26 protein-coding genes are annotated in these 21,401 nt (G+C 48.0%); 25 read left to right on the top strand and 1 reads right to left on the bottom strand.

The features are described 5' to 3' along the window. The 25 genes from U719_RS10030 (at window position 1) to U719_RS09910 (ending at window position 20,370) form a co-directional block, all read left to right on the top strand. Window positions 1–657, top strand: a complete 657-nt coding sequence (locus U719_RS10030; protein WP_023468650.1) for a flagellar brake protein — start codon at window positions 1–3, stop codon at window positions 655–657. Between the two features lie 76 nt (window positions 658–733). After that, window positions 734–1,408 carry a (d)CMP kinase gene (cmk, locus tag U719_RS10025; protein WP_023468649.1) on the top strand — a complete coding sequence of 225 codons (675 nt, stop codon included), beginning with the start codon at window positions 734–736 and terminating at the stop codon, window positions 1,406–1,408. Beyond that, on the top strand, window positions 1,405–2,004 hold the full coding sequence (locus tag U719_RS10020; protein WP_023468648.1) for a 1-acyl-sn-glycerol-3-phosphate acyltransferase: 600 nt from the start codon (window positions 1,405–1,407) through the stop codon (window positions 2,002–2,004). Before cmk ends, U719_RS10020 begins: the two co-directional genes overlap by 4 nt. A 102-nt stretch (window positions 2,005–2,106) precedes the next feature. Next, window positions 2,107–3,240 carry a 30S ribosomal protein S1 gene (gene rpsA, locus U719_RS10015; RefSeq protein WP_023468647.1) on the top strand — a complete coding sequence of 378 codons (1,134 nt, stop codon included), beginning with the start codon at window positions 2,107–2,109 and terminating at the stop codon, window positions 3,238–3,240. A gap of 123 nt (window positions 3,241–3,363) precedes the next feature. Further along, window positions 3,364–4,674 carry a ribosome biogenesis GTPase Der gene (der, locus tag U719_RS10010; RefSeq protein ID WP_023468646.1) on the top strand — a complete coding sequence of 437 codons (1,311 nt, stop codon included), beginning with the start codon at window positions 3,364–3,366 and terminating at the stop codon, window positions 4,672–4,674. Between the two features lie 14 nt (window positions 4,675–4,688). Then, window positions 4,689–5,714, top strand: a complete 1,026-nt coding sequence (locus tag U719_RS10005; RefSeq protein ID WP_023468645.1) for an NAD(P)H-dependent glycerol-3-phosphate dehydrogenase — start codon at window positions 4,689–4,691, stop codon at window positions 5,712–5,714. Window positions 5,715–5,753: 39 nt separating this feature from the next. Continuing rightward, window positions 5,754–5,930 (top strand): DUF2768 domain-containing protein, encoded by a 177-nt coding sequence (locus tag U719_RS16655; protein ID WP_023468644.1) that lies wholly within the window; start codon window positions 5,754–5,756, stop codon window positions 5,928–5,930. Continuing rightward, complete coding sequence (locus U719_RS09995) at window positions 5,927–6,661, top strand: hypothetical protein (RefSeq protein ID WP_023468643.1); 735 nt, start codon at window positions 5,927–5,929, stop codon at window positions 6,659–6,661. The genes U719_RS16655 and U719_RS09995 overlap by 4 nt, the downstream gene beginning before the upstream one ends. An 85-nt stretch (window positions 6,662–6,746) precedes the next feature. After that, window positions 6,747–7,019 carry an HU family DNA-binding protein gene (locus U719_RS09990; protein WP_012370671.1) on the top strand — a complete coding sequence of 91 codons (273 nt, stop codon included), beginning with the start codon at window positions 6,747–6,749 and terminating at the stop codon, window positions 7,017–7,019. Between the two features lie 140 nt (window positions 7,020–7,159). Next, window positions 7,160–7,738 (top strand): heptaprenyl diphosphate synthase component 1, encoded by a 579-nt coding sequence (locus tag U719_RS09985; protein ID WP_023468642.1) that lies wholly within the window; start codon window positions 7,160–7,162, stop codon window positions 7,736–7,738. A 22-nt stretch (window positions 7,739–7,760) separates the two neighbouring features. Beyond that, window positions 7,761–8,468: a demethylmenaquinone methyltransferase gene (locus tag U719_RS09980; protein WP_023468641.1), complete on the top strand. Its 708-nt coding sequence runs from the start codon at window positions 7,761–7,763 to the stop codon at window positions 8,466–8,468. A 1-nt stretch (window position 8,469) separates the two neighbouring features. Further along, entirely contained in the window at window positions 8,470–9,432 is a 963-nt protein-coding gene (locus tag U719_RS09975; protein ID WP_023468640.1) for a polyprenyl synthetase family protein, read from the top strand. A gap of 93 nt (window positions 9,433–9,525) precedes the next feature. Then, entirely contained in the window at window positions 9,526–9,942 is a 417-nt protein-coding gene (gene ndk, locus U719_RS09970) for a nucleoside-diphosphate kinase (RefSeq protein WP_023468639.1), read from the top strand. A gap of 192 nt (window positions 9,943–10,134) precedes the next feature. After that, the gene (locus tag U719_RS09965) at window positions 10,135–10,911 is read left to right on the top strand and encodes a protein-glutamate O-methyltransferase CheR (RefSeq protein WP_023468638.1); all 777 of its coding nucleotides are present in this window, start codon (window positions 10,135–10,137) and stop codon (window positions 10,909–10,911) included. Between the two features lie 19 nt (window positions 10,912–10,930). Further along, entirely contained in the window at window positions 10,931–12,085 is a 1,155-nt protein-coding gene (aroC, locus tag U719_RS09960) for a chorismate synthase (protein WP_023468637.1), read from the top strand. Continuing rightward, on the top strand, window positions 12,082–13,143 hold the full coding sequence (aroB, locus tag U719_RS09955; protein WP_023468636.1) for a 3-dehydroquinate synthase: 1,062 nt from the start codon (window positions 12,082–12,084) through the stop codon (window positions 13,141–13,143). The genes aroC and aroB overlap by 4 nt, the downstream gene beginning before the upstream one ends. Continuing rightward, complete coding sequence (gene aroA / locus U719_RS09950; RefSeq protein ID WP_023468635.1) at window positions 13,134–14,390, top strand: 3-phosphoshikimate 1-carboxyvinyltransferase; 1,257 nt, start codon at window positions 13,134–13,136, stop codon at window positions 14,388–14,390. The genes aroB and aroA overlap by 10 nt, the downstream gene beginning before the upstream one ends. An 11-nt stretch (window positions 14,391–14,401) precedes the next feature. Next, window positions 14,402–15,688, top strand: a complete 1,287-nt coding sequence (locus U719_RS09945; protein ID WP_023468634.1) for a tetratricopeptide repeat protein — start codon at window positions 14,402–14,404, stop codon at window positions 15,686–15,688. Between the two features lie 28 nt (window positions 15,689–15,716). Next, window positions 15,717–16,247 (top strand): ReoY family proteolytic degradation factor, encoded by a 531-nt coding sequence (locus U719_RS09940; protein ID WP_023468633.1) that lies wholly within the window; start codon window positions 15,717–15,719, stop codon window positions 16,245–16,247. Between the two features lie 181 nt (window positions 16,248–16,428). Then, on the top strand, window positions 16,429–16,869 hold the full coding sequence (locus U719_RS09935) for a DUF2487 family protein (protein WP_023468632.1): 441 nt from the start codon (window positions 16,429–16,431) through the stop codon (window positions 16,867–16,869). Between the two features lie 104 nt (window positions 16,870–16,973). Further along, window positions 16,974–17,480, top strand: a complete 507-nt coding sequence (locus tag U719_RS09930) for a ubiquinol-cytochrome c reductase iron-sulfur subunit (protein ID WP_023468631.1) — start codon at window positions 16,974–16,976, stop codon at window positions 17,478–17,480. Between the two features lie 3 nt (window positions 17,481–17,483). After that, on the top strand, window positions 17,484–18,155 hold the full coding sequence (gene qcrB / locus U719_RS09925; RefSeq protein WP_012370658.1) for a menaquinol-cytochrome c reductase cytochrome b subunit: 672 nt from the start codon (window positions 17,484–17,486) through the stop codon (window positions 18,153–18,155). Between the two features lie 40 nt (window positions 18,156–18,195). Then, a complete protein-coding gene (locus tag U719_RS09920) occupies window positions 18,196–18,987 on the top strand; it encodes a menaquinol-cytochrome c reductase cytochrome b/c subunit (protein WP_023468630.1) in 792 nt (263 codons plus the stop codon). 54 nt (window positions 18,988–19,041) lie between these two features. Next, window positions 19,042–19,644 (top strand): DUF1405 domain-containing protein, encoded by a 603-nt coding sequence (locus U719_RS09915; RefSeq protein ID WP_023468629.1) that lies wholly within the window; start codon window positions 19,042–19,044, stop codon window positions 19,642–19,644. A 45-nt stretch (window positions 19,645–19,689) separates the two neighbouring features. Next, the gene (locus U719_RS09910; protein ID WP_023468628.1) at window positions 19,690–20,370 is read left to right on the top strand and encodes a zinc metallopeptidase; all 681 of its coding nucleotides are present in this window, start codon (window positions 19,690–19,692) and stop codon (window positions 20,368–20,370) included. A gap of 43 nt (window positions 20,371–20,413) precedes the next feature. Here U719_RS09910 and U719_RS09905 read toward each other — a convergent pair whose 3' ends face one another. Next, a complete protein-coding gene (locus U719_RS09905; RefSeq protein ID WP_023468627.1) occupies window positions 20,414–21,301 on the bottom strand; it encodes a YitT family protein in 888 nt (295 codons plus the stop codon). Between the last annotated feature and the right edge of the window lie 100 nt (window positions 21,302–21,401).

Here is a 21,401-nt window from a genome sequence, read left to right as displayed (position 1 = left end):
ATGATGGAAATCGGGGATTTGGTAATGCTTTCGAATAGTGAGGATCGACAAGGTCGCTCAAAAGTGACGGCCGTGACGAACCGTTTGATTTGGATTGAAGCGCCAAGTGAGGTCGCGACACTTAAAACATTCATCTTGTCAGAGCAAGAAGAAGTTTCATTTTATTTTTTTAAGGAGAAAGGCAAATTATTTGGATTTGATACGGTCGTCGTTGAACGACAAAATGATCCACTTCGTGGTCAACGTTATGCTTTGAAACGACCAAAGGATGATCAAATCGAACGCATCCAACGACGTCAGTTCGTTCGAGTGCCGCAAATACTCGATGTCGCTGTACATCCTCATAAAGCGCATTTCGAGCCGTTTACGACGGTGACGCTTGATTTATCGGCTGGTGGAATGATGATCTTGTCAGATCAATTACCGATTGCAAAAGATGAAGAAGTGGAGATGACATTCATCTTACCTACGGGTGATGGGGTATCAAGTACACTAGACGTCGTGGCTGAACTTGTTCGAATCGATCGACGGGAAGAAAGGTATGAATTAGCCTTTCAATTTACGATGATTCCCGACAGAAGTCGTGAACTTGTATTGCGTCACTGTTATCAAATGCAAATGAAAAGTTCAAGAAGGGGCATGAATCCATTCACCTGACCGCATTTTTTTGCTATGATAACGTTCGGAAGAATGAATCCCTATCAATCATAGGGAAGATGGAAGGATTGGATGGATGATGAAAAAGATTCAAATCGCTTTAGATGGACCAGCGGGTGCTGGGAAAAGTACGATCGCAAAACAATTGGCAGCACGCCTTGATTATGTATACATTGATACAGGAGCTATGTACCGGGCCGTGACGTTGGCAGCACTTGAACAATCGCTTGATCTCAATAATGGGGAAGCGCTCGGAGAATTAATGAAATCGCTTGATATTCGTTTAACACCAGGCGAAAACGGGCAACGTGTCTTTATTGGTGATCGCGAAGTGACGGATGCGATTCGTTCCATCGAAATCACGAATAATGTCTCGTTCGTCGCTCGTCAAAAAGAAGTCCGGGCTGCACTCGTCACGGCACAGCGAAAATTAGCTGAACGCGGCGGAATCGTCATGGATGGACGTGATATCGGTACAGTCGTATTGCCGGATGCAGAATTAAAAGTCTTTTTAACGGCAACTGTGGAAGAGCGTGCAGCTCGAAGACATCGTGAAAATATCGCGCGTGGAATGGACAGTGACATCACGATTCTTCAAGAAGAGATCGCACTGCGTGATAAGCGCGACAGTGAGCGTGAAGTCTCGCCATTACGCCAAGCTGACGATGCACTATATCTCGATACGACAGAGATGACGATTGATGAAGTCGTCGTCCGATTGATGGAGCTAGCAGAGGGTGTCCTAAAATGAAACGTCAAGATACCATTTACCGGATTGCGCGGTTTGTCGTCTGGGTCATTGCGAAAACAGTCTTCCGATTGAAAGTGACTGGGCAAGAGAACATTCCGAAAGACGGTTCCTTACTTGTCTGTGCCAACCACAGCTCGAACTGGGACCCAGTCTTCCTCGTCAGCGCGATTCCGCCAAAACGCGCGGTTCGTTACATGGCAAAAGAAGAACTGTTCAAAGTTCCTGCCTTAAAACAATTAATGATTGCGGCAGGAACATATCCTGTCGGTCGCGGTCAAGGCGATCGTCAAGCTTTGAAACGGACGATTGAGCTCTTGAATACGGATGAGACGGTCGGTATTTTCCCAGAAGGAACGCGATCTGCGCCAGGTGAATTCACATCAGCACAACCAGGTGTCGGCTTCTTTGCGTTACGATCGAATGCTCAGATTTTACCGATTGCAATCATCGGATCATACCGCCCGTTCAAACGGATGCATGTTGCGATCGGAAAACCGGTTGATATCTCGGATTTACGTGACCAGCGGGGCGCGGCGAAATCGATTTCTGACCGAATCATGGACGAAATCAAATCCGTCTACTTCAATCACGCTTAATACCTTGACAAATAGTCAGAATTGTAAGAAGTTAGAAGCAGGATAAACGCATTGACATGTGTCAGGCGTTTCTTGTACTCATCGTGAGGAGGTTGTTTTGGAATGGTCGAAGAAATGAAAGATATGCCTGATTTTGAAATTCATCGGGACCAGGTAGTTACCGGAATGGTCGTGAAAATTGAAGACAAGCAAGCACTCATTGATATCGGATATAAAACAGAAGCCATCTTACCGATCAGCGAAGTATCGAGTCTTCATCTCGATGATATTCGCGGCGTGCTGAACGTCGGAGATGAACTACAAGTGAAGGTCAAGAAAATCACGGATGAAGAGGTCGTCGTCTCGAAACGAGAAATCGACGCGCTCAAAGCGTGGGAGCAAGTAGAAGAGAAGTATAAATCAGGTGAGATCTTTGAAGTTGTCGTCAAGGACATCGTCAAAGGTGGACTCGTCGTTGATATCGGTGTCCGCGGATTCATTCCGGCGTCACTCGTCGAACGGCATTATGTCGAGGATTTCTCGGATTACATCGGTCGTTCGATCGAAGTCAAGGTCGTTGAACTCGATCAAGAGAAGAACCGTGTCATTCTCTCGCATAAAGCGGTCGTTGAAGGCGAATTGAACGCGAAGAAAAAAGAGACACTCGAAAATTTAGAAGTAGGTCAAATCCTCGAAGGTACAGTCCAACGTTTAACTGACTTTGGTGCTTTCGTTGATATCGGTGGCGTCGACGGTCTCGTTCATATCTCGGAGATGGCACACCACCGTGTCGAACGTCCTTCGGATATCGTCACGGAAGGTCAAAAAGTCGAAGTCAAAGTACTTGGTGTCGACCGTGATACGGAAAAGGTGAAGTTATCGATCAAGGAAACACAACCTGGTCCATGGCAACAAATGGAAGGGAAGATCGAAGCTGGCGATATCGTCAAAGGACGTGTACGTCGTCTCGTTCAGTTCGGGGCTTTCATCGAACTTGCGCCACAAGTAGAAGGACTTTTACACATTTCGCAAATCGCGAACCGTCACATCGGTTCACCTTCGGAAGTACTCGAAGAAGGACAGGAAATTGAGGCGAAAGTACTCGAAGTGCGTCTTGATGAGCATAAGATTTCGCTATCAACACGTGTCCTTGAAGAGGAAGAATCATCCGCTGACGATTATTCGGATTATACGAATCAATCAGAAGGATTCTCAGTCGCTGACTTGACTGAAGACGATTCTGATCAGAAAGAATAAGTAATGACACAAAGCGGACACAAGCGTGTCCGCTTTTTATATGCGGTTTGTTATGGTATATGACAGTTTGATTTGATACAATAGAACGGCTATGAAGCGAGAGAAGAGAAAGAAGGTGTTGGGATGGCAATTCCAGTCGTGGCGATCGTAGGTCGCCCAAATATCGGAAAGTCGACGATTTTTAACCGGGTGATTGGAGATCGGGTTTCAATCGTAGAAGACAAGCCAGGCGTTACCCGCGACCGTATTTACGGAACTGGAGAATGGCTGAATCGTCATTTTCATTTGATTGATACAGGTGGAATCGAAGTCGGGGATGAGCCCCTACTTCAAATGATGCGTCATCAGGCGGAGCTCGCCATTGATGAAGCGGATGTCATCATTTTCATGGTGAACGGACGCGAAGGAATTACAGCAGCGGATGAGGAAGTCGCGAACATGTTATTCCGTTCGAATAAACCGGTCGTCGTCGCTGTCAACAAAGTCGATAACTTTGAAATGCGTGATTTAATGTATGAATTTTACTCCCTTGGATTCGGAGACTTGTTCCCGATTTCTGGTACACATGGTCTTGGTCTCGGTGATTTACTTGACCGTGTCCTTGAACTCGCACCAGATAAAGAAGAATTAGAATATGACGAAAGTACGATCAAGTTTGCCTTGATTGGTCGTCCGAACGTCGGGAAATCAAGTATGACGAACTCGATTCTCGGTGAAGAACGTGTCATCGTCTCAAACATCGCTGGTACGACACGCGATGCGATCGATACACCGTTTACACGGGATGATCAAGAATACGTCATCATCGATACGGCCGGGATGCGAAAACGCGGGAAAGTCTATGAATCAACAGAACGTTTTAGCGTCATGCGTGCTCAAAAAGCAATCGAACGGGCAGATGTCGTCTGTGTCGTTCTTGATGGCGAAGAAGGCATCATCGAGCAAGATAAAAAAGTGGCGGGATATGCGCATGAAGCAGGTCGCGCGGTCATCATTGTCGTCAATAAATGGGATGCTGTCGAAAAAGATGATAAGACGATGAAAAAGATGCAAGAAGAGATCCGGGAAGAATTCCGTTTCCTTGACTATGCACCGATCGTCTTCGTCTCAGCAAAAACAAAACGTCGTTTGCAGACGTTGTTACCGGTCATTCAACAAGCAGCACACAGTCATGCACAACGGATTCAGACAAGTGTCTTGAACGATGTCATCGTTGACGCTGTCGCGATGAACCCGGCGCCGACGGATAAAGGGGTTCGTCTTCGGATCAACTATGCGACTCAAGTCGCGTCACGTCCGCCAACGTTCGTCTTGTTCGTCAATGATCCAGAATTGCTGCACTTCTCTTATAAACGATATCTTGAGAACCGGATCCGGGAGGCATTTGACTTCACAGGTACACCAATCCGGATTTTAGCCCGTCAAAAACAATAATGAGGTGAGTCAGTATGACCAAAATCGCAGTCATCGGAGCAGGGAGCTGGGGAACAGCCCTCTCGCTCGTCTTAGCTGATAATGATCAAGAAGTCATTCTTTACGGTCGTGAACAAATGAATGTCGACCGCATCAATGAGCATCATGAAAATACGCAGTTCTTGCCAGGTGTTGCGTTACCAAAAGCATTAAAGGCAACGACGGATCTTAAAGAAGCGGTCGAAGGGGCGACGCATATCTTGATCGTCACACCATCCTCTGCGATTCGAGCGGTTTCTCGTCAACTAAATGAGTTGCTGACGGAACCTGTCGTTTTGATCCATGCATCGAAAGGAATCGAGCCAAAGACACATCTTCGATTGTCAGAATTAATCGAAGCAGAGGTCGATCCAGCGAAGCGTAAAGCGATTTGTGTCTTGACGGGTCCATCCCATGCTGAAGAGGTCGCATTACGTAAACCGACGACGGTAACGATTGCTTCAGAAGATTTAGAAGAAGCAGGTCGTGTTCAAGAGCTGTTCACGAATGAAAACTTCCGTGTCTATCTGAATGCGGATATCATTGGCGCAGAACTCGGTGGTGCTTTGAAGAACATCATCGCGCTTGCCGCCGGGATGACGGATGGTCTTGGTTATGGTGACAACGCGAAAGCTGCTTTGATAACGCGTGGAATGGTCGAAATGGCGCGTCTCGGTACGATGCTTGGAGCTAAACCGATGACGTTTACTGGATTGACGGGAATGGGTGACTTGATCGTTACTTGTACATCGGTCCATAGTCGCAATTGGCGTGCGGGGAATGCCATCGGTCGCGGTGAAAAGTTAGAAACGGTGCTAGAAAACATGGGAATGGTCGTCGAAGGTGTTCGTGCGACACAAGCCGCCTATGATTTAGCGGAGACGAAGCAGTGCGAACTGCCAATCACTTCTGCGTTATACCACGTTCTTTTCGATGGTCATACGCCGGAAGAAGAAGTCAAAAAGTTGATGCAACGACCACAAAAAAATGAAATCGAGCATCTCTTCACGACGAAAGATTAACGGAGTGGGGTGGAAACCTTGAGTCCAGGATTAATAAAAATGTGGATCTCGTTCGCTGGCATCGGACTCTTTGCGATCAGTGTCTTGCTGGTCACGGTCAGTCGGACGAAATTGAAAGGGATATGGCAGATTCTCGTATCGACTTTGGCATTCGTCTGTTTCATCGTCGCATCGATCATCATGGTGTTCATCGTCATGGCGGGACCAAGCGCATGAAGAAGTGGTTCGTGATCCTCATGCTCATTCCGGTGACGTTGTTATCAGGTTGTCTATTTCCAGACAGTCAGAAACCGTCGAACCGCGTACCGTATCCGCAACAGTTACGTACCGTACAGGATGCTGTCGATGCGTATCAAAAAGACACGGGTGTTTTGCCCATTAAGACGATGGAAGCGGACACTCCGCTCATGGAGCGTTATCAAATCGAATTAGGGCGGCTCATTCCGCGTTATATGAGTGACCCACCATCAAACAGTTTTGAAGGTGGCGGAACATTCATCTATCTGTTAGTTGATGTCGACACGAAACCAACTGTTAAGTTGATGGATTTACTTGTTGCAGAAGAGTTACAGAAGCTCCAAGTTCGGATTGATGCGTATCGGAAGAAGAACGAAAAGTATCCGTTTAAAGGATCGTTCGGAAAAAACCAGTTTACGCTTGACTATAAAAAACTATTCATCAAAAAAGAACCGACTGTCCCAAGTCCGTATTCAGGTGAAAAGTTGTCAATCTATGTCGATGGTCAAGGACGCCTCTTCATCAACTATTTACCAGAGTTGAAGAAAGCTGTTCAAACTGCGAAGAAAAAGCCGAAAGTCGGTCAAGATATTCGGTATTTGCTCTATGAAGATCAACCTTTTGTTCCTGCCTATTCTCAAAGCTACACGATAAACGAAAAAGGCGAACCTGTGTTTTCAGAGAAATCGAGCGAAGAATCTGAAAATTGAACGTTATTTACACGAAAATGTTGTAATAGCAACGTTTATGGGGTATGATTACCCTCGAAGAAGTGATTGGGAGGGGGTGAAAGTAATGAACAAAACTGAACTCATTCAAGCAGTCGTCGAAAAATCAGGTCTTACAAAAAAAGACGTGACGAAAGTTGTTGAATCAACATTCGAATCGATCACTGAGACACTTCAGTCTGGAGAAAAAGTCCAATTGATTGGATTTGGTAACTTCGAAGTCCGTGAGCGTGCAGCCCGTAAAGGTCGCAACCCACGTACGAAAGAAGATATCGAGATTCCAGCAAGTAAAGTACCTGCCTTCAAACCAGGTAAAGCATTGAAAGATGCTGTGAAGTAATCCGGCTACATAGTCGCCCGAGATTTTCTCGGGCGGCTTTTTTGTGGACATTCAGAAGCGTGAAAGCCCGCCGATTATGGTATATTAAAAAAGAAGAACGTCCATCAACGAGATGGCACTGGAGATCGGGGGGTAAAAGCATGGAACAACATGAGCTGCGCGTGGATGAAATCATCACTGCACTCACCACTAAACAAACGACACGATTGGCTCGACATGTGGATTTCCCTTCCATCGATCGTGAACAGATCAGTTGGTTGATTGATGTCGCTCAACATGACACGCTGGATACGGAAGCACTCGTCAAAGCGATTCATTTCGCACAAGTAGCGCTACGTCTGCATGAGCGTGTCAATGAAACCCTACGCGGTTCGAAGGAGCGACAGTTGCTTGTATTAGCAGGAGATTTATTCTCGAGCTACTTTTTCGAACAGCTAGCTGGGTTACCAAAAGAGATTCTCGTTTCACTCGGACGGACGATTCAACGGGTCAACGAGGCAAAGTGTGCCCTTCACGAAATGAATTATGCATCGACGGAAGAACGAGTTCTCTTATGGTTAACAGCAGAGTTCGGATTAATGCAAGGACTCGCAGCAATCACGAAACGAGAATGGCTGACACGACAGGGACGGCAGATCATTCAACAACAGGCAGAACAATTGGATCTGGTCGCACAGAAATTACTGTTATCGCATCTCGAGCAGATGGCGGTAGCATGAGATCTTGGAAAGGGTGAGCGGTGTGCAGGCAAAAGATAAAGAAAAAAAAGTATATGAAGTGTTTCAATCGATATCAACGAACTATGATCAAATGAATTCAGTCATCAGCTTCCGACTGCATAAACTATGGAGACGCGAGACGATGCGCCGGATGCAAGTCTTCCCGGGTGCTAAATGTCTCGATCTTTGTTGTGGAACAGCGGACTGGACGATTCAACTAGCGAAAGCAGCCGGTCCGACAGGTGTCATCAAAGGACTTGATTTTTCAGAGAACATGCTAAGAGTCGGCGTGGAGAAAGTAGAAGCGCTCGATATGAAAAACATCGAATTGATTCACGGAAATGCGATGGATCTACCGTTCGGTGATAACTCGTTCGATTATGTGACGATCGGGTTTGGTCTACGAAACGTACCGGATTATCTACAGGTCATCAAAGAGATGCATCGTGTCTTAAAACCAGGTGGAACGGTCGTCTGTCTCGAGACGAGTCAACCGACGGCACCGATTTTCCGCGAGGCATATTCATTGTATTTCGGAAAAATCATGCCACAAGTCGGGCGATTGCTTGCGAAATCATACGATCAATACAACTGGCTACAAGAATCGACGGAAGTGTTCCTCGACCGCGTCGAACTGAAACAACTCTTCGAACAGGCAGGCTTCATGCAAGTGGAAGTCAAGGCATTCGCGGGTGGGGCTGCTGCGATGCACCTTGGGAAGAAGTGGTGAGATGTCACTGCATTCCATATACCGTGATGTCACGAAGGAAGTTAATTTAGTCGATCGTTTTCTGATCAGTCACATCGCTTCTGAGGAACCAACGATCGATGCGGCAGGAAAGCAACTGTTGAAGGCTGGTGGAAAACGGATTCGACCGGCATTCGTATTGTTAGCGTCTAAATTCGGTGAAGCAGATCGGGATGAGCTGATTCGTGTGGCGGCCAGTCTTGAGCTCGTCCATATGGCATCACTCGTTCATGACGATGTCATTGATGACGCGGAACTACGACGAGGGAAACCGACTGTCATGCAATACTTTGATGAAGAAGTCGCACTGTATTCCGGGAACTATCTGTTTGGAGAGGCGATTCGATTGATTGGTGAAGTCGGAAAGCCGGAACTTGTCCAAGTGATGGTCCATACGATGCGTGAAATTTGCGAAGGTGAGATTGAACAAATCTATGACCAATATGATTGGGAACAGTCGATTAAACGCTACATCAAACGGATCGAACGAAAAACAGCCATTCTCATCGAAGCGAGTTGTCACCTAGGTGCCATTGTTGCGAACTGTTCTGCAGCCGATACGAAAGCGTTACGGTTGTTTGGACGAGATATCGGACTTGCGTTTCAAATTGCTGACGATTTGCTTGATTTCACAGCGAATCGCACAGAACTTGGTAAGCCCGTAGCAGAGGATTTGCGTCATGGACACAAAACATTACCTGTCTTTTATGGTGCAGAAGATGCTGTCTTTTATGAACGTCTTTCAAAAATCGAGAGTATGCCAACACATGAAGAAGTCGCACCTTTATTGTCGTTTCTTCAAACTTCGGGTGCTCTCGAACGAACGCAACAAACAGTCGATCATTACATCCATCGTGCCATCAAACGTCTCGAACCATTACCTAAATCCTCTGCGAAGCGATCGCTTGAAGAAGTCGCGCGCTACGTTGGAAAACGAAAAGGTTGAAGATTGTCAAAAATTTCTTGCTGTTCTTCTTAAAAGCCAGTAAACTGACTATGTAAGCGCTTTTCTAAAAGCATTTCATAGGGGGAACTAGAGATGGAACAGACATTTTTGATGGTCAAACCGGATGGCGTAGAACGTGGATTGATTGGGGAAATCATTGGACGGATCGAACGCAAAGGATTCATCATTCGTGAAATGAAAATGATGAACGTCACAGAAGAGTTAGCAAAAGCACATTACGAAGAGCACGCGGAGAAACCGTTCTTTGGAGAGTTGGTCACTTTCCTCACATCAGGTCCTGTCGTTGCACTTCGTGTCGAGGGTGCAGACGTCGTTGCCGTCTCGCGTTTGATGATCGGGAAAACAAAACCACTTGAAGCAGCACCTGGAACGATCCGTGGTGATTTCGCGAACACGATGAGTGAGAACGTCATCCATGGTTCAGATAGTGTCGAGAGTGCGGAGCGTGAGCTTGCCCTCTGGTTTCAAGGACAGCCAGTCAACGCGTAATTCATGAATAGAAAGACAACGGGGAAGGGATTCGATTTGATCGAATCCCTTTTGTCGTGTTCTTGTAAAACGGAATGACCCAATTGTCGAATTGCTTTTTGGAATGCCTATAGCTTTATGCTACTATAGAAAATAAGTTGAACCGGTCATGGAGATGACCATTCGATATCGAGAGTGAGCGAGGTGTGCCAATTGGAAGATTATGAACTTTTTATTCAACGATTCAAGACCAAATCAGGGATTGATCTCGGTCAGTATAAAGAAGCACAGATGAAACGGCGATTGACGGCGTTACGTGACAAAAAAGGATATAGTACATTTGCTTCTTATATGCAGGCAATGGATAAGGACACATCGTTATACGACGAGTTTTTAGATCGAATGACGATCAATGTCAGTGAATTTTTCCGTAATCCGATTCGTTGGCAACAATTGGAACAAGATATCTTACCGATCCTAGAGTCGCGAGCACATGGACGAATCCGGACGTGGAGCGCAGCTTGTTCGACCGGAGAAGAACCATACTCCCTTGCGATGATTTTAAGTGAACGGCTCGATCCATCCGCCTTTACGATTCAAGCAACAGATTTGGATGAACTCGTCCTAGAAAAAGCCAAGCTTGGTCGATACGGAGCTTCTGCATTGAATGAAGTCGTCGAAGCGCGTAAAAAGAAATACTTCATTGAGCAAGAGCAAACGTTCGAAGTCGTTCCGGAAATCAAACGACTCGTTCGTTTCAGTAAACATAATCTGCTAGGAGACCGGTACGATACGGGGTTTGATTTAATCATCTGCCGCAACGTGCTGATTTATTTTACAGAAGAAGCGAAAGCGCACGTCTATCGTTCGTTCGTCGAGGCCTTAAAGCCAGGCGGAATCTTATTCGTTGGTGGAACGGAACAAATTTTCCAACCCGAACGGTTTGGGTTAAAGATGAAACAGAGCTTCTTTTACGAAAAAATCGGTTGATCAGGAAGGGATGAAGCGAATGCGTTACATGACAGCAGGAGAATCACATGGAAAAGGGTTGACCGTCATCATCGATGGGATGCCAGCAGGACTCACGATTGATTTCGAAGCCATCCAGCGTGAAATGACACGTCGCCAAGGCGGATACGGACGCGGACGACGCATGCAAATCGAACAGGATCAAATCGATGCGCGTGGCGGGATCCGTCATGGATACACGACAGGATCACCGATCAGTTTGTTCATCGAGAATAAGGATCATACGCACTGGACACAAGTCATGCAAGCGGAACCGCTCGAAGAACAGTTGGAGCGCCCGCGGACGTTGACGCGTCCACGCCCCGGACATGCGGATCTCGTTGGTGGATTGAAGTACGGTCATCGCGATTTACGCGATGTACTAGAACGTTCTTCCGCTCGTGAGACGGCAGCACGTGTTGCCGTCGGCGCCTTCGCTAAACAATTACTGAATGAACTCGGGATTGAAGTGTTCTCGCACGTACGGTCGATTGGTGGCATCGATGCACCGTTGAAAGATCCCGTCGAACATCAGGAAACGATTGACGCTTCACCCGTTCGCTGTGCTGACGAACAAGCAGGGCAACGGATGATGGAGGAAATTGATGCGGCCAAAAAAGAAGGGGATACACTCGGCGGTGAAATCGAAGTCGTCGTGACGGGCATGATGCCAGGAGTCGGATCCTTCACTCAAAACGATTTAAAGCTCGACAGTCGAATTGCGCAAGCTGTCATCAGCGTCAATGCGATGAAATCAGTCGGTTTTGGTGACGGATATGAACTCGGTCGTCGCAAGGGGAGTACCGTCCAAGATGAAATCGTTCATGATGCATCCGGCTATCATCGGCGGACGAACCATCTAGGCGGAATCGAAGGTGGAATGTCGACAGGCATGCCGATTCGCGTCCAAATTGCGATGAAGCCGATTCCGACGCTCTATCGTCCACTACAATCAGTCGATATCGAGACGAAGGAAGCATTCACGGCACAAATCGAACGAAGTGATGCCTGTGCCGTTCCGGCCGCATCGGTTGTTCTAGAAGCCGTCGTCGCGTTTGAGATTGCGGTCGCTATCCTTGAAATGTTCGGGACATCGACACTCGATCGCCTTCAGGCTGCCGTCGCTGCTTACAAAGAGGAGGTCCGGACGTTTTGATCGAATTTGATATCCGGTTGAACACGTCATATCCAGTACTTATCGGAAATGGGGCATTAGCCCGGTTATCGCATCTTTCCGCTCTGAACGAGGCGGACCGCATTTGGGTCATCACGGATGAAACAGTACATCACTTGCAGATGGATCGATTGCAGGCTGCATTAGCGGATGTATCGCCGTCGATCGATGTTCATATCAGCACTGTTGCGCCAGGGGAGAACAGTAAGTCGCTTGCCGTCTATGGCGCTCTACTCGAAGAAGGGGTTCGGTACGGGATGACACGTCATAGCCTGATCCTTGCGTTCGGTGGTGGAATGATTGGTGATTTAGCGGGATTCGTCGCGGCAACCTTTTTGCGCGGCATCCCGTTCCTTCAAATTCCGACGACACTGTTAGCGCATGATTCAAGTGTTGGTGGAAAGGTTGGTCTCAACCTCTCCCTCGGTAAAAACTTAGTCGGTGCATTTTATCAGCCAAGTGGTGTCGTATATGATTTAACGCTCCTTCAGACATTACCAGACCGGGAATGGCGAAGTGGCTTCTTTGAGTTAGTCAAGCATGGGTTCCTTGCGCGACCATCATTTGCGGATTCGTTACTCGATATTTCGCTGGATGCTGTCAAAGGACTCGACTTAGAAGACTGGCTCGCACGGGGGATCAATGTGAAACGGGATATCGTCGAACAAGATGAGACGGAGCAAGGGATGCGTGCGTTCTTGAATTATGGACATACATTCGGTCATGCCGTTGAATATGCGAGTCCTGGTCTTGCGCATGGCGAGGCAGTAGGGATCGGACTTGTCTTCGTCAAGTTCTTGGAAGGAAATGACGGACAGGCGAAGCAGCTCGGGCAATTGCTCCACCGTCTTGGAACGGAATTACCGAATCGACAATCGTTTAAGACCTATCTTGAACTGATGCGTCGCGACAAGAAGAACCACCAAGCAATGATTCGATTCGTCCTTGAAAAAGAAGGGCGCTTCATTTTAGAAGCGATTAGTGAAGAACGATTGCGCCAAGCATTCAATCAAACAGTGAGGTGTCTAGAATGGGCTTAAGAGGAACAGTACAAGTACCAGGCGATAAATCAATGACGCACCGCGCTTTCCTGTTCGGCGGAATCGCCGAGGGAACGACACGTGTCAGAAACGCACTTGAAGGGGCCGATTGTCTTGCTTCACTAGAAGCGATGCAGGCGCTTGGTGCACAAATCGATCGAACACCAGAGGAAATTCGGATTACCGGAACGGATACGTTCCAAGAAGCGACAATTGATTGCGGAAACTCGGGGACAACGATTCGTCTCTTGAGCGGTATCCTAGCAGGCGGTCAAGCGACGTACGCGCTCGATGGCGACGCTTCCTTACGTAGACGTCCGATGAAACGGATCACGGAACCGCTTGCGTTGTTCGGAGCGAACATCACAGGTGAGACGGCGCCGCTTCACATTACAGGAACGCCGCTTGTCGGAACGACGTATACGTTACCAGTCGCAAGTGCACAGGTGAAAAGCGCCGTGTTGCTCGCAGGTCTGCATGCGACGGGTGAGACGACGATCATCGAGCCGATCCTGTCACGCGACCATACGGAACGGATGTTGCCGCAGTTCGGCGTTGACGTAGCAATCGTTGAACATGAGGATGGTCGGCACATTCGTGTTCAAGGTCCTGTACGCTTACAAGCAACGTCACTCGACATTCCAGGGGATCCATCGTCAGCAGCGTTTTGGTGGACGGCGGCAGCGATCGGGCAGGATAGTCGCATCACGACGACCCACGTCTTGATGAATCCGACACGGATTGGTTTTTTACAGACGTTACGCCAGATGGGTGCAAGTGTCGAAATCAATCATCGCTCAGAAGACGGTGGAGAGGAGACGGCAGATGTGACCGTCGAGACGACATCGTTACAAGCAATCACGGTCGAAGGTGACCAGATTCCATCCTTGATTGATGAGATCCCGCTACTCGCTTTGCTTGCGACGCAAGCGGAAGGAAAAACGATCATTCGTGATGCACAAGAGCTTCGTGTCAAGGAAACGGATCGGATCGAGACCGTCGTGACGGCATTACAGCGTCTTGGAGCGAATATCGAGGCAACGGATGACGGCATGATCATCGAAGGACCGACACCTCTGCAAGCAGCGGAAGTCGACAGTGCAGGTGATCACCGGCTTGCGATGATGTTGACGATTGCGGCGACGATCAATCCAGAAATTATGGTTCATGGACGCGAAGTAGTTGAAGTCAGCTACCCAACGTTCTATGATGATTTAAAGAAACTTCAATCCGACCAATTTGAGTAAGCAAGAGGCGGATGACAGAAAGTGGGGCGTTTGCCTTGAATGAACAACTATTGAATGGCATCATCGAAGAATTGGAACACGGTCACACCTCAGAAGCGTTAGCAGCATTAGAAAAACTCGAAAAGACAGGAACGGATGAGGACCGCCTCGCCGTTGCCGATCTCTATATCGAACTCGGATTGTCTGACCGGGCGGTCGATCTCTTGGCGCCACTTTACGTCGAATATGCGGGTAATGCGGGAGTCGCCTTGTTACTAGCAGAGTGTTATATCGATTTGGATCGCGAAGAAGAAGCAATCTCCGTCCTCGAGCAGGTCGACACAACTGACATGGAATATGGTCCACGTTCTCTCGTATTACTCGCTGACCTCTATCAGTCGCAAGGTCTTGACGAAGTAGCGTTAGCGAAACTGAAGGAAGCGCGTAACCTTGCACCGGACGAACCGTTACTGGCATACGGTTTGGCTGAGCTCTACATGACGCTCGGTGCGTTTGATCAGGCGGTACCGTTATTCGCCGAAATCGCGGAGCGACCAGAGTTACGTGCTGAATTGCCGCTCGATGCCCTTTACGCGGAATCACTCGCGATGACAGGACAATTTGAAGATGCGATTCCACTGTACGAACGTGCTGTCGCAGAACGCTCCGACTTGCATACACTGTTTGGTCTTGCGATGACGGCTCACCGTGTCGGTCAACACCAAAAAGCGGTCGAGACATTCCAGCAATTGATTGCACAGGATCCGGACTATACGTCGGCGTACGTACCATACGCGGAAAGCCAAGCCGAACTTGGTTTGACAAAAGAAGCGCTGAACGTCATCAAACAGGGAATGGAGCGCGACGATTACAATGATGAGTTGCGGACGATGGAAGCCTTGTTCCTTCTAAAACTCGGCGATCGCGCTGGAAGCGTCCAAGCGTTGCGTGAAGCACTTGCCTTGAATCCGGAATCAATCGTCGCAGCGGAACGTTTGCTGTCGTTGCTTGCTGAAGACGAGGACCACGAAGCGATGATCGAGACGATCTCTGCCATCGAAGAACACGTCACTGCTCCGATTCTGACATGGTACCGGGCACGCGCTTTGTATGCCTTAGAGGAATACACGCAAGCGATGGAGAATTATGCGATAGTCGAAGGTGCATTCACGGAAGATGCGCTCTTCTTGAAAGAGTACGGATTCGCACTCGTCGAGGAAGGACGGCGTGAAGAAGGACAACGTCTTCTCCGTCGCGCTGCTATGTTGACACCAGAAGATAACGAACTTGTCGACTATGTTGAACGAATGGATGGATGACTTCACGGGAGAAGGGAGTAGGATTGAGATGATAGAGAGAAAGCAGCGATTCTTACGCCGCATCTTGACCTATTACACGTTAAAGCGACGGGAAGCGAAATGGATCATCGATTATTGGTTGCGCAATGAGGCAAAACTTGAGCAGGTACACTTCGTTCAAAATGCGACCTTCGCTCCGAAGGCAATCATCATGACGACATACGGATTCGATGCGGAACCATTTCTCTTCAAAAAAGGGAATGTCACGACGCTAGATCCAGAAAAAGCGTATCATGATATTCGCCTGACATCGGAAGATATCTATATCGAGTTGAACTTCCAAGGTATGATGATGGATGACGAGTATTTATCTTTACTCGAGGAAAATCCGTTTCGCCCAGAAGTTGCTGTTGAACCGCGCTTAGCGGATGAAGCGACACATTTCATCGCGGTCACGGTCAATCGGCAGGAAGAAGAACGTTTAGTCCGTTTGATTGATGAAGCGCTGGATGCACGCGATCAACATCGATTCCACTCTCTTTCCGAACAGTTACGGCTCGTTCGAAGTCAACTTCCTTAACAGAAGGACTCTATTGCCCAGTGCAGGCGGTAGGGTCCTTTCGTATGTGAAGATTTGTGCAAAATATGAAGAAAAATAGAGTGGAATTTCATAAAACGTTCACATTAAGAGAGTAGGAGGAAATGCGGATATGATACATTAAATGTGACGAATTGTAAGTACGAAGAAAGGGGGAAATGACTTGCGTTTCAAACCATCCGACGTACAGCGGACACGAAGCGAGCAAGCGTACATCGATACGCTGATCGTGCCTTTGCTTCCGGTCGGTTTCGATGAGGCGATGCATGCTTACGCGGAATGCGCAGACATGACATTGACGGTGGCGTCCGAAGTCGAACGCCAGCTATCCGGACGGGCGTTGCTCGTTCCTGCTCTGACCTATATCGATGCACCGTCGATCGAACAGTTGGAAGGATGGCGTCAAGCGGCTGCTTCCGGGCAATTCCGTTTCATCACCTTCATCACTGCTGATTTAAGGTGGAAGGAGACTGCCGCCGAAGAGATTATCTACGTGCCACGTCTAGCTCTTGAGACGATGAGTCGTGACCAACAAGGTCAGATGGTCGGGAATTTCGTAGGACAAGTTCTCGAACAGTTAGGAAACCGTTGGACCGCGCTATGAAGCGGTTGACGCAATGATTTTATTAAGATACTATTACCATGTGAGAAATTTGTGTGAAGTACTGTCGTCTTGGGGCACAGCGTACATCACAAGGGGGGATCGAGATGGCTCAAAACGGGTCTAACGTAACACGTCGTCAGTTCTTGACGTATACATTGACAGGCGTCGGCGGTTTCATGGCGGCGACGATGGTCATGCCGATGGTCAACTTCGCAGTTGATCCAGTCCTGAAGAAATCAGGAGCAGGCGATAAAGTAAAAGTAATGAAGTTGTCGGATATCACGACAGAACCAAAACGGGTCGACTTCAAGAAACAAACGCAAGATGCATGGTATGAGTTCGAAGAAACGTTGTCAGCTTGGGTGTTCAAAGATGATAAGGGAGAAATTTTAGCCCTCTCACCAATTTGTAAACACTTAGGTTGCCAAGTCAGCTTCGGTTCAGATCCGACGCACCCGGAGCAATTCTATTGCCCATGTCACTTCGGTCGGTACACGAAAGATGGCGTCAACGTTCCAGGAACGCCTCCGACGAAACCACTCGATGGTTATGAAATGCAGCAGAAAGATGGTTTCCTCTACCTTGGTAAACCAGTCGAAAGAGGTGCGTAAGCGATGATGCAAAAAATCTATGATTGGATTGATGAGCGCGTTGACATTACGCCGCTCTGGCGAGATATCGCCGACCATGAAGTACCGGAGCACGTCAACCCGGCACATAACTTTTCAGCTTTCGTTTATTGTTTTGGCGGATTGACGTTCTTTACGATCGTCATCCAGATTCTTTCGGGGATGTTCTTGACGATGTATTATGTACCGGACATCATCAACGCACACGCGTCCGTCTACTATCTTCAAAATGAAGTCGCACACGGACAAATCGTTCGTGGTATGCACCACTGGGGTGCGTCGGTCGTTATCGTAATGTTGTTCCTACATACATTACGTGTCTTCTTCACTGGTTCATACAAAAAACCACGTGAATTGAACTGGGTCGTCGGAGTTCTCTTGTTCTTCGTCGTCTTAGCTCTCGGTCTGACAGGATACCTATTGCCTTGGGACATGAAAGCATTGTTCGCGACAAAAGTTACGATTCAGATTGCTGAAAGTATTCCGGTCATCGGTGGTATCGCGAAGACCCTCCTTGCGGGTGGAGAAATCGTCGGCGCAAGTACAATCGCTCGATTCTTTGCGATTCACGTCTTCTTCCTTCCTGCAGCATTGTTCGTCTTGCTCGGGGCCCACTTCATGATGATCCGTAAACAAGGGATCTCTGGACCACTTTAAACCGACTATCATCTAGACAACAAAAAAGGGGGAGAACACGATGCATCGTGGTAAAGGAATGAAATTCGTCACCGATTCACGGGTGTCGATCAACAACCGGATGCCGAACAAGTCGAAAGATTATTCGGAATATCCAGGTCGAACGGAAGCGTTCTGGCCAAACTTCTTACTTCGCGAATGGATGGTTGGAGCGGTCTTCTTGATCGGCTTCATGACATTGACAATCGTAGAAGCAGCACCACTTCAAAACATTGCCGATCCGACGAATACGTCGTACATTCCGCTTCCGGACTGGTACTTCCTATTCCTCTATCAGCTCTTGAAATACCAATTCGCTGCAGGTCCGTACATCTTGATGGGAACGGTCATCCTCCCAGGTCTTGCGTTCACAGCACTTCTCGTCGCGCCATGGCTCGACCAAGGTCTTGAACGTCGTCCTGCGAAACGTCCGATCGCAGTCAGCATGATGCTTCTCGCAGTCGTCTCAATCGTCTTCTTGACATGGGAATCTGTTCAAACGACTCACTGGGATACAATCCATAAACAAGGTGAGTTGACGATGAACGAAGGACCAAAAATTGATACATCGGCAAAAGGATACGAAATTTATTCGAACCAGTCATGTGTCAACTGTCATGGTAAGAACCTCGAGGGTGGAGCAGCAGCTCCGGCACTCGTTGGTACGAAGAAGACAGAAGAAGAGATTTATGAAATCGCAGATAAAGGTGTCGGTTCGATGCCTGCTGGTCAGTACAAAGGATCAGACGCGGATCGTAAAGAACTCGCGAAATTCATCGCTTCATACGGTGAAGGCGGCGAAAACAATAAATAAGCCAAAAGCCGGGGGAGCAATCCTCCGGCTTTTGTCGATGATGAGGTGAAACGATTGCAAGGTATTTTGACATTACTCCGACATAAAGCCGTACTCTGGATTGTCGGATTGATCAACTTAGCAGGTACTTTATACGGTTACTACTGGTATGAACCACAACTTGCGACATCGAAGTGGTATTACTATCCGTTCATTCCAGATAGCCCGACAGCATCCCTCTTCTTTACGATTATCGTCTTTCTTTGGATTTTCGGACGACGTTCCCGACTGTTTGAAGCGCTCGCGTTCGTGACATTGATCAAATATGGGGTCTGGGCAGTCGTCATGAACGCCTTGATGTTAAATCAACTTGGAACGGGGGATTCGTTCTTAACAGCAATGGCACTGATGTTGATGGTATCGCACGGAGCGATGGCGTTCCAGGCGTTGTTATACAGTCCGCTGATGACGTTTCGCGTCAAGGAACTCGTCCTCGTCGCCATCTGGGTCATTCATAACGATGTCGTGGATTACGTCCTCGGTCAGTGGCCGCGTTACCCAGCGCTTGCGGAGCATATCCAGTGGATCGGCTATGGCTCCTTCTGGTTGACCGGATTATGTCTTTTGATGGGATATCTGCTTGTTGCGCGCGATTCAATTGACAATAAGATCACTTGAACATAAAATAGACCTATAATCAAAAAAAGAAAGGAACGATGTCTCGTGGCAAACTATTTGATCTATCTCGCGATCATCATCATCGTCCCGATCTGGGCTCAGATGCGGGTGCGGAGCACCTATAAAAAATATCAAGATGTTCCGATTCAGAGTGGGGTGACGGGAGCGCAGGTCGCAGACTTCATCATGAAGCAGAACGGGATCACGAACGTCCGTCTCGAGCCAATCGGTGGAACGATGTCCGACCATTATGACCCAACGAACAAAGTCGTTCGTTTGTCGGAAGACGTCTATTACGGTTCGACGGTCTCAGCCGTTTCGATCGCAGCACACGAAATCGGCCACGTCATTCAAGATGCGACGGATTACAATATGATGCGTGTCCGTCACCGGATCGCACCTGTCGCGTCAATCACATCGAACTTATCGTTCCCACTGTTGTTGATTGGTCTATTTGCCGGTTTCAGTGGTCTTGCGATGCTTGGTGTCGTCTTGATGCTCGGTGCCGTTATCTTCCAACTCGTCACGTTACCGGTCGAGTTTGACGCCTCGAATCGAGCGATGGCGCAGTTGACGGAACACGGAATCATTGATGCCGAAGAAGAACGTGGTTCACGTCGTGTCTTAAACGCAGCGGCTTGGACGTACGTCGCAGCAACACTCGTTGCTGTCGCCGAGTTCCTTCGTCTCGCACTGCTCGTCTTCAACCCGTCAAGTGATGACTAAAACGAAAAACACGGATTGCTCGTTTGAGCGATCCGTGTTTTTTTTACGTTTCTTTGATTGGGACTCGATTTTCATCGAACGTGAATCCTTCTCCTGTTACTTCATAGACATCATGCAACGTGATGAAGGCGTGCTGGTCGACACTTTTAACGAGCGTCTTCAAGCGATTGATTTCATTGCGAGCGACGACGACGTACAATACTTCGAGATCCCGTCCGGAGTAACCGCCTTTTGCGATTAGACGGGTCGTGCCACGGTTCATCGTCGCATGAATACCGTCGGCAATTTCTGTCCGGTGATCACTGATGATCATCGCTGCTTTACCGGCATACGTGCCCTCTTGCATCCAATCGATGACGCGGGCGCCGACGTAGACGGCAAGTAACGTATACATTGCCTGCTTATAATCGAGATACGTCAAGGATGCGACGATGACGAAGAAATCAAAGACTAAGAACGTTCGACCGATCGACCAACCGAAGTAGCGCTTCGTCAAACGCGCGATGATATCGACACCACCTGTCGTACCACCGTTGTTGAAGATGATGCCAAGACCAACACCGATGAAGACACCGGCAAAGAGCGCAGCAAGCACCATATCGTCGCGCAAGTCGATGACGAGTGGTGAATACTTGGCAATCAATCCATACCAGAAGGAAAAACTGAATGTACCGATCAACGTGTAGACGAAGGTCGTCCGACCAAGAATCTTATAACTGACGAAAAAAAGTGGGACATTCAACACTAAGTTTGTGATCGATGGAGACCATCCGAACAGTCCTTTTAAGATCAAGGTAATCCCAGTAAAACCGCCTTCTGCTAACTCATTTTGAACGTTAAAATGATAAATACCAAAAGCAAAGATGAATGATCCGATCAAAATCCAGAAAATGTTCTGGATCCGAATCGGAAATTGGAATGGAGGTGCCATTTCCGTATGCTCCTTTCAAATCAAGACTCTTTCTCTAGGGTAACGGCACGGTCGGAAAAAGACTAGCTTTTCCTATAAAAATCAGTCGAAAAGTGATCAG

This window comes from Exiguobacterium sp. MH3, assembly GCF_000496635.1.
GTDB classification, from domain to species: domain Bacteria; phylum Bacillota; class Bacilli; order Exiguobacteriales; family Exiguobacteriaceae; genus Exiguobacterium_A; species Exiguobacterium_A indicum.
The sequence above is the reverse complement of the archived record's forward strand: the minus strand, read 5'-3'. Positions and strand labels throughout refer to the sequence as shown.